Annotated in this window: 12 protein-coding genes; 6 read left to right on the forward strand and 6 right to left on the reverse strand. The window is 71.4% G+C overall.

Annotation, left to right across the window (positions count from 1 at the left end):
* Nucleotides 1–853: hypothetical protein (locus tag ACLQ26_RS32250; RefSeq protein WP_425748138.1), on the reverse strand; the 853-nt coding region annotated here is incomplete at its 3' end.
* 589 nt (nucleotides 854–1,442) lie between these two features.
* Between ACLQ26_RS32250 and ACLQ26_RS32255 the strand changes: the two genes are divergently transcribed.
* Entirely contained in the window at nucleotides 1,443–3,245 is a 1,803-nt protein-coding gene (locus ACLQ26_RS32255) for a glycoside hydrolase family 6 protein (RefSeq protein ID WP_425748139.1), read from the forward strand.
* 127 nt (nucleotides 3,246–3,372) lie between these two features.
* Here ACLQ26_RS32255 and ACLQ26_RS32260 read toward each other — a convergent pair whose 3' ends face one another.
* The 5 genes from ACLQ26_RS32260 to ACLQ26_RS32280 form a co-directional block, all read right to left on the reverse strand.
* Nucleotides 3,373–3,759, reverse strand: a complete 387-nt coding sequence (locus ACLQ26_RS32260; RefSeq protein WP_363679799.1) for a hypothetical protein — start codon at nucleotides 3,757–3,759, stop codon at nucleotides 3,373–3,375.
* A gap of 115 nt (nucleotides 3,760–3,874) precedes the next feature.
* Complete coding sequence (locus ACLQ26_RS32265) at nucleotides 3,875–4,183, reverse strand: hypothetical protein (protein ID WP_425748140.1); 309 nt, start codon at nucleotides 4,181–4,183, stop codon at nucleotides 3,875–3,877.
* A gap of 14 nt (nucleotides 4,184–4,197) precedes the next feature.
* A complete protein-coding gene (locus tag ACLQ26_RS32270; protein ID WP_425748141.1) occupies nucleotides 4,198–5,856 on the reverse strand; it encodes a sodium:solute symporter family protein in 1,659 nt (552 codons plus the stop codon).
* Nucleotides 5,857–6,055: 199 nt separating this feature from the next.
* On the reverse strand, nucleotides 6,056–7,198 hold the full coding sequence (locus tag ACLQ26_RS32275) for a hypothetical protein (RefSeq protein WP_425748143.1): 1,143 nt from the start codon (nucleotides 7,196–7,198) through the stop codon (nucleotides 6,056–6,058).
* 11 nt (nucleotides 7,199–7,209) lie between these two features.
* Entirely contained in the window at nucleotides 7,210–7,809 is a 600-nt protein-coding gene (locus ACLQ26_RS32280) for a hypothetical protein (RefSeq protein WP_425748144.1), read from the reverse strand.
* 349 nt (nucleotides 7,810–8,158) lie between these two features.
* Here ACLQ26_RS32280 and ACLQ26_RS32285 point away from each other — a divergent pair, with 349 nt between their 5' ends.
* The 5 genes from ACLQ26_RS32285 to ACLQ26_RS32305 all read left to right on the forward strand — a co-directional run bounded on the left by ACLQ26_RS32285 (nucleotide 8,159) and on the right by ACLQ26_RS32305 (nucleotide 13,145).
* The gene (locus ACLQ26_RS32285) at nucleotides 8,159–10,576 is read left to right on the forward strand and encodes a nitrate- and nitrite sensing domain-containing protein (RefSeq protein WP_425748145.1); all 2,418 of its coding nucleotides are present in this window, start codon (nucleotides 8,159–8,161) and stop codon (nucleotides 10,574–10,576) included.
* On the forward strand, nucleotides 10,576–10,998 hold the full coding sequence (locus ACLQ26_RS32290) for a roadblock/LC7 domain-containing protein (protein ID WP_425748146.1): 423 nt from the start codon (nucleotides 10,576–10,578) through the stop codon (nucleotides 10,996–10,998). Before ACLQ26_RS32285 ends, ACLQ26_RS32290 begins: the two co-directional genes overlap by 1 nt.
* Entirely contained in the window at nucleotides 10,988–11,377 is a 390-nt protein-coding gene (locus ACLQ26_RS32295; RefSeq protein WP_425748147.1) for a DUF742 domain-containing protein, read from the forward strand. The genes ACLQ26_RS32290 and ACLQ26_RS32295 overlap by 11 nt, the downstream gene beginning before the upstream one ends.
* Nucleotides 11,358–11,960: a GTP-binding protein gene (locus tag ACLQ26_RS32300; protein ID WP_425748148.1), complete on the forward strand. Its 603-nt coding sequence runs from the start codon at nucleotides 11,358–11,360 to the stop codon at nucleotides 11,958–11,960. The genes ACLQ26_RS32295 and ACLQ26_RS32300 overlap by 20 nt, the downstream gene beginning before the upstream one ends.
* A gap of 147 nt (nucleotides 11,961–12,107) precedes the next feature.
* On the forward strand, nucleotides 12,108–13,145 hold the full coding sequence (locus ACLQ26_RS32305) for a lactonase family protein (protein ID WP_425748149.1): 1,038 nt from the start codon (nucleotides 12,108–12,110) through the stop codon (nucleotides 13,143–13,145).
* Nucleotides 13,146–13,289: the final 144 nt, after the last annotated feature.

Raw genomic sequence — 13,289 nt, forward strand, 5'->3', positions numbered from 1 at the left:
CGGAGCCGTATTCGTCGCCCTTGTCGGAGCCGTGCTCGTCCTTGGACTCCCAGCCCTTGTCGGAGCCGTATTCGTCGCCCTTGTCGGAGCCGTGCTCGTCCTTGGACTCCCAGCCCTTGTCGGAGCCGTATTCGTCGCCCTTGTCGGAGCCGTGCTCGTCCTTGGAGCCGTGCTCGTCCTTGGACTCCCAGTCCTTGCTGCCTTCGTCCTTGGACTCCCAGTCCTTCTTGCCCTCGTCGCTGTCGTCCGCGTCCTGGGCGTGCTCCTCGCCCTTCCAGTCCTTGCTGTCTTCGTCGCCGTAGGCGTCGGCGGCAGCGCCGCCGCCCTGGCCGCCGGGCTGGGCGTCCTCGTGGCCCTCGCCCTGCTCGTCCTTGGACTTGTCGTCCTTGCCCTGCTCGTCCTTGGACTTGTCGTCCTTGCCGTGCTCGTCCTTGGCGTTCTCGTCCTTGGACTTGTCGTCCTTGCCGTGCTCGCCCTTGCCGTTCTCGTCCTTGCCCTGCTCGTCCTTGCCCTCGTCGTCCTTGCCGTGCTCGTCCTTGCCCTTGTCGTCGTGGTCGTAGGAGTCCTCCTCCTCGCTCCACTCGCCGCGGTCCTCGCCCCGGTCGTCCCGTGCCGGCTTGAGCTTGACCTTGCCGGTGACCTTGGACCACACGTAGGCGTGCTCCTGCCGATCCGGGCAGATCTCGAGGAGCTTGACCTCGTCGCCGGCCTTCACGACGTGCGGCTTGGCGTAGACCTTGCCGTCCTCGTCGTGGTGCCCGTCAGCGAACGCGATCCCCGGCGCGAACACCAGGAGAGACGCGCCGCCGAGTGCGGCGCCCGCAACGACCTTCCCGAGCATCTTCTTAGCCATGACCTGCGTCACTCCATCCCTGTTGTCCTGAGCCCGGCGACAACCGAGCTAAGACCGACGTTAGACGGTTTCATGACTTATGAAGTGAAAGATTCGCGTTTTGACCTTTGCTGGTGGTAAGCGGCGATGGGGTGTTACGCGGCTTTCTCCCGCTCGCAGTGCCGTCTCGGGCACTGCGCACCGTTGCGGGCGACAGGCGGTGTTGCCGCCCCGCAGTGCTCGACCCGCAGTGGTCATCCGGTAACGCGCGGCAGGTGCCGCTCGCGCCGGCCGGGGGTATCGTCCGAGTTGAGGGCGGGGCCGCGCATCGAGCCATTGCCATGGAAGCGCTCCCATGCAAGAATCGGCGCACGCGGTTCGGGGAGCCACACCGCGCAGGCAGGGCGTCGAGGGCATCCGGTTCGCCGGACGACAACCGGCCGTCATCGGTCGGCCTCGCGCCGGCCAATCACCACCACCACCACCGCCCGTCCGGGTCGGGCACCCCCCAATGAATCCCGTGGCGCCGGAGGCCGTCCGTGCAGGACACCTACCGGGCCGTCTCGCCGGGCCGTACCTGAGCCCGGTCTCGCCCAAGGAGATCAGTGGCATGAATGTGTGGAGAAGGCTGTCCGGCCCACGCCGGACCCTGGCGCTCGCCGGGGCGGGCGTCCTGGTCGCCGGCGGGCTGGTGACGATCCCGGTCACCGCGGCGCAGGCCGCGACGCAGTGCGACATCGCGTACACGACCAACGACTGGCAGGGTGGCTTCACCGCCAACATCAGCATCAAGAACCTCGGCGACCCGATCAACGGCTGGACGCTGGGCTGGACGTTCCCCAACTCCAGCCAGCGGGTGCAGCAGGGCTGGTCGGCCGAGTTCACCCAGTCCGGCAGCCAGGTCACCGCCCGCAGCATGTCCTACAACGGCAGCCTCGCCACCGGCGCGTCGACCACCCTTGGTTTCAACGGCGCCTGGAGCGGCAGCAACCCGAAGCCGACCTCGTTCACCCTGAACGGCGTGGTCTGCAACGGCGGCGGTAACCCCACCACTGCTCCGCCCACGACGGCCCCGCCGACCACCGCTCCGCCGACGACGGCGCCGCCCACCACGGCTCCGCCGACCACGGCTCCGCCGACCACGCCCCCTCCGGGCACCAAGGTCGACAACCCGTACGCCGGTGTGAAGGGCTACGTGAACCCGGAGTGGAAGGCCAAGGCGGACGCCGAGGCGGGCGGCAGCCGGGTTTCCAACAACCCCACCGCCATCTGGCTGGACCGGATCGCCGCCATCAACGGCACGCCGAACAGCAGCTCGAACGGCGCGTTCGGGGTGCGGGAGCACCTGGACGAGGCGCTGCGCCAGGGCGCGGGCTACATCCAGTTCGTGATCTACAACCTGCCCGGCCGCGACTGCTCCGCGCTCTCCTCGAACGGTGAGCTGGGCCCGGACGAGCTGCCCCGGTACAAGGCCGAGTACATCGACCCGATCGCGGCGATCCAGTCCGACGCGAAGTACCGGAACATCCGGATCATCAACGTCATCGAGATCGACTCGCTGCCGAACATCGTGACCAACACCTCGGGTCAGCCCGGCGGCACGGTCATGTGCGACACGGTCAAGGCCAACGGCGCGTACGTCAACGGTGTCGGCTACGCCCTGGCCAAGCTGGGCGCGATCGGTAACGTCTACAACTACATCGACGCCGGTCACCACGGCTGGCTCGGCTGGGACTCGAACTTCGGTCCGACCGCCGACATCCTGAAGACCGCCGCGGTCGCCTCCGGCAGCACGGTCAACAACGTGCACGGGTTCATCACCAACACCGCGAACTACTCGGCGCTCACGGAGCCGTACTTCAAGGTCACCGACAACGTGAACGGCCAGACGGTGCGGCAGTCCAAGTGGATCGACTGGAACTTCTACGTCGACGAGCTGTCCTTCGCCCAGGCGTTCCGTACCAAGCTGATCTCGGTCGGCTTCAACTCCAACATCGGCATGCTGATCGACACGTCCCGCAACGGTTGGGGCGGCTCCGCCCGGCCCACCGGCCCGGGTGCGACCACGAGCGTCGACACGTACGTCAACGGTGGTCGGATCGACCGCCGGGCCCACGCCGGTAACTGGTGCAACCAGGCCGGTGCCGGTCTCGGTGAGCGGCCGCGGGCGAACCCGGCGACGGGCATCGACGCGTACGTCTGGGTGAAGCCCCCGGGCGAGTCGGACGGCTCCAGCAAGGAGATCCCGAACAACGAGGGCAAGGGCTTCGACCGGATGTGTGACCCGACGTACGGCGGCAACGCCCGCAACGGCAACAACCCGTCGGGCGCCCTGCCGGACGCCCCGATCTCCGGAGCGTGGTTCTCCGCGCAGTTCCAGGAGCTCATGCGCAACGCCTACCCGGCTCTCTGAGCGGGTAGCTCACGCACCAACCCGCCGCCGGCAGTAGGTGAGGCACTGCCGGCGGCAGGTTCCCCCGGGGTCCCCGGTCCGACCATCACGGTCGGGCCGGGGACCCCACCCCCGTTCCGTACCCCGGTCAGGGCACGATGCGCTCGATCGCCGCGCGGCCCTGCTCGGCCAGGTCGCGGCGGGCCTTGTCCAGGTTCTCCGGGGTGAGGTCCTGGCCGCGGGCCATCACCAGGTCCTCCGGCTCCCAGGGCTGCTCCGCCCCGGTACGGATGTTGTCGCCGCCCGCGCCGGTGCCCGTTCCGGTCGCGCCGGTGCCGGCGCCGTACGGGTCCCCGATCAGGTCATCGGTGTCCGGAGCGAGGTCCTCCGGCCGGTCGCGCGGCTCGGTGAAGGTAGGCGTGTCACGGTCGGGCCCGCCCCCGGTCCGCAACTGCGGGACGGTGCTGTCGTCGTCCACCGCAGCTGCCGTTTGCGGGCTCTCCTCCAGCGGCGGTCGGCGGTCGCGATCGGTCATGGTGCTGCCTCCTGTGTCCGACACGTTGCCTGATCCCCCTGGCGTACCCCGTGCGTCCGCGCCCATGCGCGCGCCGGCGCCGCCCGCGTGGACGGCGCCGGCGGCGGGCCTGGCGTCAGCTGTCGGGCTGCTGCTCGTTCGGGTTCGGCGCCTCGGCCGGGCGCACCCACTGCCAGAGCAGCATCAGCAGGCCGAAGGCGAGCATCACCAGACCTGCCCACAGGTTGATGCGGACGCCCTCGGCCTTGTCGATCTCGGCCCGGCTGTCGAAGACGCCGATGAGAGACACGATGATTCCGTACGCCACGAAGAGGCCACCGATCACCCGACGGATGTCGAACAGTCGGGCGGCGGCGGAGCGGCGCTCCTCGGCTTGCGTCTCGTCGATCAGCGGGTCCTGCGCCGGCTGGCCGTCGTTGCTCATCTGCCGACTCCTTTCTAGAAGACCGGGATGTAGAAGAGGGCGGCGAGCGCGACCGCGATCACGCCGAGCAGCACCGGGGAGCGGTACCAGACGGCGTCGCCGGCGAGCACGTCACCCTTCAGGTCGACGCCGCCCAGCCCGTAGACCAGCCCGCGCAGTTCCTCGTCGCGCTTCGCGGCGGTGAGCGGGGTGAGGATGGCGGCGACCACCGCCACGGTGACGAACGCGATGCCGGCGCCCCAGAAGCTCTCCTCCAGGTCGGAGTTGAAGCCGATCACGCCGCCCTTGTAGAGCAGGTAGGTGGCCAGCGAGGCCAGTGTGCCCAGCAGCAGCGACCAGAAGCCGGCCAACGCGCTCATCCGCTTCCAGAACATGCCGATGATGAACGTGGCGAACAGCGGCGCGTTGAACAGCGAGAAGAGGGCCTGGATGTAGTTCATGATGTTGCTGAAGCCGGACGCGATGAACGCCGTCCCGATGCCGATCACCACTGCGGCGACCGTCGCCCACCGACCGATCCGCAGGTAGTACTCGTCGGACCTGCCACGGCGGACGTACGCCTGCCAGATGTCGTACGTGAAGACGGTGTTGAAACCACTCACGTTGGCCGCCATGCCGGCCATGAACGAGGCGAGCAGGCCGGTGACCGCCACCCCGAGCACGCCGTTGGGCAGCAGGTCCCGCATCAGCAGCGGGATCGCGTTGTTGTACTGCAGGTCGCCCTTGTCCGCGCCGAGCCCCTTCACCGTCACCAGGGCCACCAGGCCCGGGATGATCGTGACCAGGGGGATGAACAGCTTCGGGTACGCGGCGATGATCGGCGTACGCCGGGCGGCGCTCATGTTCTTCGCGGACAGCGCCCGCTGCACCTCGGCGAAGTTGGTCGTCCAGTAGCCGAACGAGAGCACGAAGCCGAGGCCGAACACGATGCCGAGCCACTGCGCGCCGAGAGGGTTGTCGGTGCTGCCGGTGTCCTGCCAGGCGTGCAGACCCGCCTCGCCGAGCTTCGAGTCGCGGACCGCGTCCATCAGCCCGCTCACCCCGCCGACCTTGACCAGGCCGATCACGGTGACCGGAATGAGGCCGGCCAGGATGACGAAGAACTGGAGCACCTCGTTGTAGATCGCCCCGGACAGACCACCGATGGTGATGTACGCCAGCACGATCGCCGCGCCCACCACGATCGCGGTCCAGAGCGGCCAGCCGAGCAGTGCCTGCATGACCAGGGCCAGCGCGTAGAGGTTGACGCCGGCGATCAGCACCTGGGCGACGGCGAAGCTGAGCGCGTTCAGCAGGTGGGTCGGTCGGTTGAAGCGCAGCCGTAGGTACTCGGGCACGCTGCGGACCTTGGAACCGTAGTAGAAGGGCATCATCACGATGCCCAGGAAGACCATCGCCGGCACCGCGCCGATCCAGTAGTAGTGGACCGTCATGACGCCGTACTGGGCGCCGTTCGCCGCCATGCCGATGATCTCCAGCGCCCCCAGGTTCGCCGAGACGAACGCGAGGCCCGTCACCCATGCGGGCAGGGAGCGGCCGGAGAGGAAGAAGTCGACGCTGGTCCGGATCGCCCGCCGGGCGGCGAAGCCGACCCCGAGGACGGTGACGAAGTACAGCGCAAGAATCAGGTAGTCCAGCCCGTTCATATTGAGCCGCAGACCGCCGCCGTCCATCCCGTCACCCCTCGTCCCGACGTTGGCACCGGTTTGATGCGCGCGCCGTATTACCCACTACGCGAGGTTTCATGCCTGCTCGCCCGGTGCGATGCGTTCGCGCCCCCTTGCGCGGCTCGGCCGACGGTGTGCGTCACCTGTCAGGACGCCGAAGGGCGCCCCGGCCGGTAGGCCGGAGCGCCCTTCCGATCGTGTCGCCTCAGCGACCCAGTACGCGGTCCAGGAAGTCCCGGTAGTTGCGGACGGCCATCCGCAACTGCTCGGTGTCGGCCGAACCGGCGTCCTGCCACCCGCCCAGGGTGTTCTTCTGCGCGGCCAGTGCCGAGGCGAGAGCCTGGATGGCCTCCTCGACCAGGGACTGCGCCTCGCCGGCCGCGGCCTGCGGATCGTCGACGAAACGCAGCTGCACGTCCCGCCAGCGGTCCCGGAAACCCTGCGCGGTGTCTCCGTCGAGGAGCGTTGCCGGTTCGGCGGCGACTGTCGAACCGGCGGGCCGCGACGTCCCGGCGGACTCCAGGGAGGCGCCGGCCGCCTCGGTGGTGACCGGTTCGGCGTCGGCGTCCGGGTCGACCATCTCCGGCGACGCGCTGCCGTAGCCGGCCGCGCCCGCGGTCGCCGCGTCCGGATCGCCGGCCCAGTCGGTCAGGTCGCCGCGGCGCTCGGCCGCGCCGTCCGTGCTGTCCGCGGCGACGACGGTCCGAGACGGGGTGTCGGTGTCCGCGCGCCGGTCGTCGACGTCCAGGTCGGCGGCCTCGTCGGTCGCCGGAGCGGCGTCCCGGTCGGTCTCCAGGCTGCCGTCGCGGCGGTGCAGTTCGGCGGTGGGGTCGGCGCGCAGACCCTCCCGCTCGCCGTCCTCGGCGCCGTCGCCCGGTTGGGCGGTCCGCTCGGCCCGCGGGTCCGGCTGGTCCTGCGGGTACGGGCTGGCCAGCGCCGACGCGGCCACCGCGTCGGCCACCGTGGTGGCGCCGAACGCGGTCGGGAGCGGCCCCGGCTCGTGGAAGCCGCCCTCGTCGTCGGGCCGGTTCCGGCGCTCGGTGTCCTCGTCCCGCTGGTCGTCGGCCCACCCGGTCTCGGCGCGGTCCTCGGCGTCAATCCGGTCGTCGTCGGCGCGGTCGTCGTCGGCGCGGTCGCGCAGAGTGCCCGGGTCGGTGCCGTTGGCGCGGTCGTGGCCAGTGGTCGGGTCGTGGTCGGTGGTCGGGTCGTCGAAGGTGCCCCGGTCGTCCAGGGCATCCTCGGGTACGTCCGAGCTGGCGGCCCGGTCACCCGTCGGCGGCACCGGCACCGGCGCGGACCGGACGGCCTCCGGATGGTCGTTGCTCACCTGCTGCTCTTCGTGGCGCATCGGTGGCCTCCTCAGCGGCTCGTGGCGTCGTGCGGAGTGTCCGGGTGGGAACCCTGTTCGGAAGTGCGCTTGCCGACCGGCTCCTCACCGAGCAGGTCGGCGAAGAGGGCCCGGTAGTGCACGACCGCCTGGCGCAGCTCCTCGGTGCTGGCCTCCCCCCGGGAGTTGCGCAGGTGGATCTCGTGCGCGTCCCGGTAGTTCGTCAGCGTCCGGGCGTGCTCGACGGAGAGGTGGGCGATCTGGTCGGAGAAGTCCCCGGTCGGGTAGCCCTGCTCCTCGATGAGCCGGGTGACCAGTTCGTCCGCGTCGCCCACGGTCTCGTTCGGCGAGTCGATGAAGCGGATCTGGAGCTCTTCCCAGGCGGCGGCGTAACGGGCCCGGGACTCCGGGCTGAGCGGGGTGAGCGTGAGCTCGGCGTGCCGGCGTTCCCGGTCGCGCAGCTCGCGCTCCGCGGCGGACCGGCTGTCCTGCTCCTGCACCACCCGGTCGTACTCCGGCCCGAACCGGCTGCGCAGCGCGCGGCGACGGCCGATCGTCCGGACGGCCACGGCGAGCGCCGCGACGATCACCAGCACGACGAGCACGATGACGATTATCTGCGTGGGCGACATGGCTCCTCCTTCGTCACCTGGTATTCCCTCCGCGCACTGATCGCCAATCCCGATCCGGGGCACTTTCCTCGCCGATCCCGATCCGCCGTCGCCACATCCCGGGAAAACCTGACTCATTCCAGATGGTGCGCCTGGTTGGTGACGCACGATGGGGTCCGTCGTACCGGCGCGGGCGCATGTCGCAGCGTCGATGTCGGCGCGACGGGCGGTAGTGCAACCGGGCGCGATTACGTATCCTGCCCAAGGCGCCCGCGCCGGTGCCCGGCCCGACGGCCGGGTGCGCGACCGGCGAGCGCGTTGCCCGGCGGTGCCGGCGCCCCTCCTGCCACCCCTGTACGGGCGAGGTCTGATGAGAACCCGCGACTGGCCGATCCGCTCGAAGCTGACCGCGTTGGTCGTCGCTCCGGTGACCGCGCTCCTCGCGCTGTGGATCTTCGCGACGACGCTGACGTTCGGCCCCGCCCTCAACCTGCTCTCCGCGCGCACCCTGCTGTACGACCTGGGCCGCCCCGGCGAGGCCGTCGTCACCGAGCTGCAACGGGAGCGTCGACTGTCGGTGGTGCAGCTCGCCGGTACCACCGAACTGCCCGCCCTGACCGAGCAGCGCCAACGTACGGATCGGGCGGTCGCCGAGCTGCGTCGCCGGGTCGACGGAGAGGCGTTGCGCGACGCCGCCGACGACTTGTTGGAGGACCGGATCGACCGGCTGGTCGCCGCCCTGGCGGCGCTGCCGACCGGTCGGGACTTCATCGACGACGGCCTGATGGACCGCGCCGGCGCCCTCGGCCTCTACAGCGGCATGGTCTCGGCGGCCTTCCAGGCGTTCTCCGCGATGGCTAACCTGAGCGATCCGGCCATCAACCGACAGGCGCTCGCGCTCACCTCGCTGGGCCGTTCCCGGGAGCTGCTCGGCCAGACCGACGCCATGCTGGCCGGCGTGCTGACCGCCGGGAAGTTCGCCGAGGGGGAGCACGCCCTTCTCGTGCAGGCCATCGGCAACCAGCGGTGGCTCACCGAGAGCGCGGTGGCAGACCTGCCCGAGGCCGGGCGGGCCGCGTACCAGCGACTGACCGAGGGGCCGGCGTTCACCAGCCTGCGCGTCATGCAGGACGCGTTGATCGGGGCCAACAGGTCCGGTCGGCCACCTGTGGACGCGGCGTCGTGGCAGGCCAGCCACGACGCCGTACAGCAGCAGTTGCGCGACTTCGAGCTGGCCGAGGCCGACGGGCTCACCGACCGTTCGGTGCCGATGGCCGTCTGGATCCTGATCCGACTGGCGGCCGCCGGGGTTCTCGGGCTCGCCGCCGTGGTGGTCTCCGTGCTGGTGGCGCTGCGGGTCGGCCGCACCCTGGTCCGGCGACTCAGCGGGGTTCGCACCGCCGCCCTGGAGCTGGCCGAGCACCGACTGCCGGACGTGGTGACCCGACTGCGCCGCGGCGAGCAGGTCGACGTCGCCCGGGAGGCCCCACCCCTGGAGTACGGCAACGACGAGATCGGCGAGGTCGGGCGGGCCTTCACCGAGGTGCAGCGCACCGCCGTCCAGGCCGCCGTGGACGAGGTCACCCTGCGCCGAGGGCTCAACGAGGTGTTCCTCAACATCGCCCGACGCAGCCAGGGCCTGGTGCACCGGCAGCTGCACCTGCTGGACCGGATGGAGCGTCGCGCCGAGGACCCGGACGAGCTGGCCGAACTGTTCCAGGTGGACCACCTGGCGACGCGACTCCGCCGGCACGCCGAGGACCTGGTGATCCTCGCCGGGTCCGCGCCGGGCCGCGGGTGGCGCAACCCGGTCGCGATGGTCGACCTGGTCCGCGGCGCGATCAGCGAGGTCGAGGCGTACGACCGGGTGGACATCGCCAGCGTGCAGCCGGTCGGCGTGCTGGGCCGGGCGGTCGGCGACATCATCCACCTGCTCGCCGAGCTGGTGGAGAACGCCACCGCCTTCTCCCCGCCGGACACCCGAGTGACCATCAGCGGGGAGCAGGTCGCCAACGGGTACGTCCTGGAGGTCACCGACCAGGGGCTGGGAATGTCCGCCGCCGCGGTGGAGAGCGCCAACACCCGGCTGGCCAGCTCGCCCGAGTTCGACCCGGCGCAGAGCGCCCGACTCGGCCTGTTCGTGGTGGCCCGGCTGGCTGCCCGGCACGCCGTCCGCGTACGGCTGCGGCCCTCCGAGGCGGGCGGCGTCACCGCCGTGGTGCTGGTCCCCACGGACCTGGTCACCACCGAGCCGCCGGCCGGCCCCGACCCCGCCACGCTTGCCGCGCCCTCGGGCGACAGGCGTCTGGCCCGACCGGTGCGCCGAGGCGCGGTGCCCCGGCCCCGCGCCGGCCGTACCAGCGCGGCCGCGATCGCCACCGACGACCTGCCCACGCTCGCCCTGCCCACGGGCCCGCATCCCGACCGCCCGGGTGCCGACGCGTCGGGAGTCGACGGCGAATCGCCGTCCGGCGGAACGACTGACGACCTGGAGGGGCTGCCCCGCCGGGTGCGACGGCGTACCCCGAAGGCCCTGCCCCGGTCCACCGTCGCCGACGCGCCGACGCCCCGATCGCCGGAGGAGGTCCGCCGGGTCATGGCGGCTCTCCAGGCCGGCACCGCCCGCGGCAGGGCCACAGTCGTCGTCCCGGGCCCGGCCGCTCGGGGCGACGCGCCCGGCACGGCCGTCCCGGCGAGCCGGCCGGGTGCGACCCCGGCCGCCGCTGGCCCGGCTCCGGCGCCTCCGACGGCCTCCGAACCTCCGACCGCGACTGAGAGGGACGCCTAGTGCGGCAGACGACGAAGCAGAGCGACAGCCTGGACTGGTTGCTCGACGAGTTGGTGCAACGCGTACCGGCCGCCCGGGAGGCCGTGGTGCTCTCCGCCGACGGGCTGCTGCTCGGCGCCTCGGCCGAGCTGGAGCGATCCGACGCCGAGCACCTCTGCGCGCTGGCCGCCGGCTTTTCCAGCCTGGCCCGGGGTGCGAGCCGACACGTGGACGGTGGTCCGGTCCGGCAGACCGTGGTGGAGATGGAGGCGGCGTACCTCTTCGTCACCGCCGCCGGGCAGGGCGCCTGCCTGGCAGTGGTGAGCGATGCCGACGCCGACATCGGTCTGGTCGCGTACGAGATGGCGATGCTCGTCATTCGCGTGGGGGAGAACCTCACCGCCGCCGCCCGACCGTCGACGGATGCCGGTGATGCGGACTGAGCCGCCCGGCCCCCAGCACGAGTGGCTGGACGGCGACGCGGGCCCGGTGGTCCGCCCGTACACGCTCACCGGCGGCCGGGTGCGCTCGGCCGTCGACGGGTTCGACCTGGTCGCGTTCGTGCTGGCCGGCGCGGACCTCGACCTGGCGGCCCACCCGCAGCTACCGCCGGAGCATCGGCGGCTGGTCACGTTGGCCGGGCGCCCGGTGTCGGTGGCCGAGCTGGCGGCCGACCTGGACCTCGCGGTCGGAGTGATCCGGGTGCTGCTCGGTGACCTTCTCGCTCAGGGGCTGGTGGCGGTGCACGAGCCGCCGGCCGGCAGCGATCTTCCCGACGACGACATCCTCAAGGCGGTGGTCAGTGGACTCCGTGCGCTATGACCAGGCGGGCACCTCGGTCACCGTCCCGCTGGCACTGAAGATCCTCATCGCCGGAGGCTTCGGCGCCGGCAAGACGACGCTTGTGAGCGCGTTGAGCGAGGTTCGACCGTTGCAGACCGAGGAGGTGCTCACCGACGCCGGAATCGGCACCGACGACACCTCCGGGGTGGAGGGCAAGTCGACCACCACCGTGGCGATGGACTTCGGCCGGATCACGATCAACGACGACCTCCAGGTGTACCTGTTCGGCACCCCGGGCCAGGACCGGTTCTGGTTCCTCTGGGACGAGTTGGCCTTCGGCGCCCTCGGAGCGGTGGTGCTCGCCGACACGCGGAGGCTTGCCGACTGCTTCCCCTCGATCGACTACTTCGAGCAGCGCGGCATCCCGTTCGTGGTGGGTGTGAACTGCTTCGAGGACGCCCGTCGGTTCGACCTGGAAACCGTACGCCGGGCGCTCGACCTGGATCCGGACGTGCCGATGGTGCTCTGCGACGCCCGGGACCGGCAGTCCGGCAAGCTGGTGTTGATCTCCCTGGTCGAGCACGTTGCCCGCCAGCGCGGTGAGCCGGTGCCGGCCGTCTGACCCGGCTCCGCCGCGCGGGTAGCGGGCGGGGGTCGCCCGTGCCGGCGGGGATCCGCACCGATCCGGCCCGCGGAAAGCCGGTTAGCGCGTCGGCTTCGTGGGCAGCTCTGGTTGGATCTACGGAGGATGTCGGCGGAGGGGTGCAGCGTGACTGGTCAGGGCGAGATCGTCCACATCGGGGGTTACACGGCGCAGAGCGGCGGGCGGGGCAGCGGCATCGTCGCCGCCCGCCGGGACCCGGCCACCGGGGCCCTGACCCCCCTCGGCACGGTGGCGGTCACGCCGTCGCCCTCGTTCCTCGTGCGGCACCCCACGCGTCCGGTGCTCTACGCGGTCAACGAGTTGACCGACGGGGAGATCAGCGCCTGGCAGGTCGGGCCGGACGGCGCGCTGGACGCCCTCGGCAGCCGGTCGACAGGCGGCGCCGAGCCCTGTCACCTGGCCGTGCTGCCCGACGGTGAGCACCTGGTGGCGGCCAACTACGGCGGCGGCAGCGTGGCGGTCTTCCCGCTCGACGCGCAGGGCGTGCCCGGCGAGCGCACCGATCTGGTGGTGCACGAGGGGCACGGTCCCGACCCGGAGCGCCAGGACCGGGCGCACGCCCACATGGTCTCCCCGGGCCGGGGTCGGGGGCCGCTGCTGGCGGTGGATCTCGGCACCGACTCGGTCTACCGGTACGACCTGGACGGCCCGAGCGGGCGGCTGGTGCCGCGCGGTCCACGGATGCGTACGGCGCCCGGCGCCGGGCCCCGGCACCTGGCCCGCCATCCCGACGGCCGGCGCTGCTATCTCGTCGGCGAGCTGGACGGCACGGTCACCGCGTACGAGCTGACCGACGACGGGGCGCTGCACCAGCGTGGGCGGGTCGATGCGAGTGAGCGGGCGGGCCACGTCCAGCCGTCGGAGGTGGCGGTCGATCCGGACGGCCGTTTCCTCTACGTCGCCAACCGTGGGGTCGGCACCATCGCCGTCTTCCACCTGACCGGCGAGCTGCCCGAGCTGGTGGCCGAAGTGGACACCGGTGGTGAGTGGCCGCGACACTTCGCGCTCGTCGGGGAGCACCTGTACGTCGCCGACGAGCGGGCGGACATGGTGCGGGTCTTCCGGCGGGACGCGAGCACAGGCGTGCCGGCCCCGGTCGGCGAGCCCGTGCCGGTGGCGAGCCCAACCTGCGTGCTGCCCTGAGTCGGTCGGACGGCGGGACCGGACGTGAACAGGAAACCGGATTGGCAACACCGTGGGGCCACCTCGTCACCCTCTGTCGCCAATTGGTGATCAACTGTTGCTCCTGCGTAACTTTAGTCCGAACGGATGTGGCAGAGACGGCAC

This window comes from Micromonospora sp. DT43, from assembly GCF_049841645.1.
In the GTDB taxonomy this organism is placed as follows: domain Bacteria; phylum Actinomycetota; class Actinomycetes; order Mycobacteriales; family Micromonosporaceae; genus Micromonospora.

Excerpts from the sequence above, each read along its gene's own strand:
- ACLQ26_RS32295 (WP_425748147.1), top strand. The coding sequence starts at position 10,988 with ATGCGGACTGAGCCGCCCGGCCCCCAGCACGAGTGGCTGGACGGCGAC.
- ACLQ26_RS32280 (WP_425748144.1), bottom strand. The coding sequence starts at position 7,809 with ATGTCGCCCACGCAGATAATCGTCATCGTGCTCGTCGTGCTGGTGATC.
- ACLQ26_RS32275 (WP_425748143.1), bottom strand. The coding sequence starts at position 7,198 with ATGCGCCACGAAGAGCAGCAGGTGAGCAACGACCATCCGGAGGCCGTC.
- ACLQ26_RS32270 (WP_425748141.1), bottom strand. The coding sequence starts at position 5,856 with ATGGACGGCGGCGGTCTGCGGCTCAATATGAACGGGCTGGACTACCTG.
- ACLQ26_RS32255 (WP_425748139.1), top strand. The coding sequence starts at position 1,443 with ATGAATGTGTGGAGAAGGCTGTCCGGCCCACGCCGGACCCTGGCGCTC.
- ACLQ26_RS32285 (WP_425748145.1), top strand. The coding sequence starts at position 8,159 with ATGAGAACCCGCGACTGGCCGATCCGCTCGAAGCTGACCGCGTTGGTC.
- ACLQ26_RS32265 (WP_425748140.1), bottom strand. The coding sequence starts at position 4,183 with ATGAGCAACGACGGCCAGCCGGCGCAGGACCCGCTGATCGACGAGACG.
- ACLQ26_RS32260 (WP_363679799.1), bottom strand. The coding sequence starts at position 3,759 with ATGACCGATCGCGACCGCCGACCGCCGCTGGAGGAGAGCCCGCAAACG.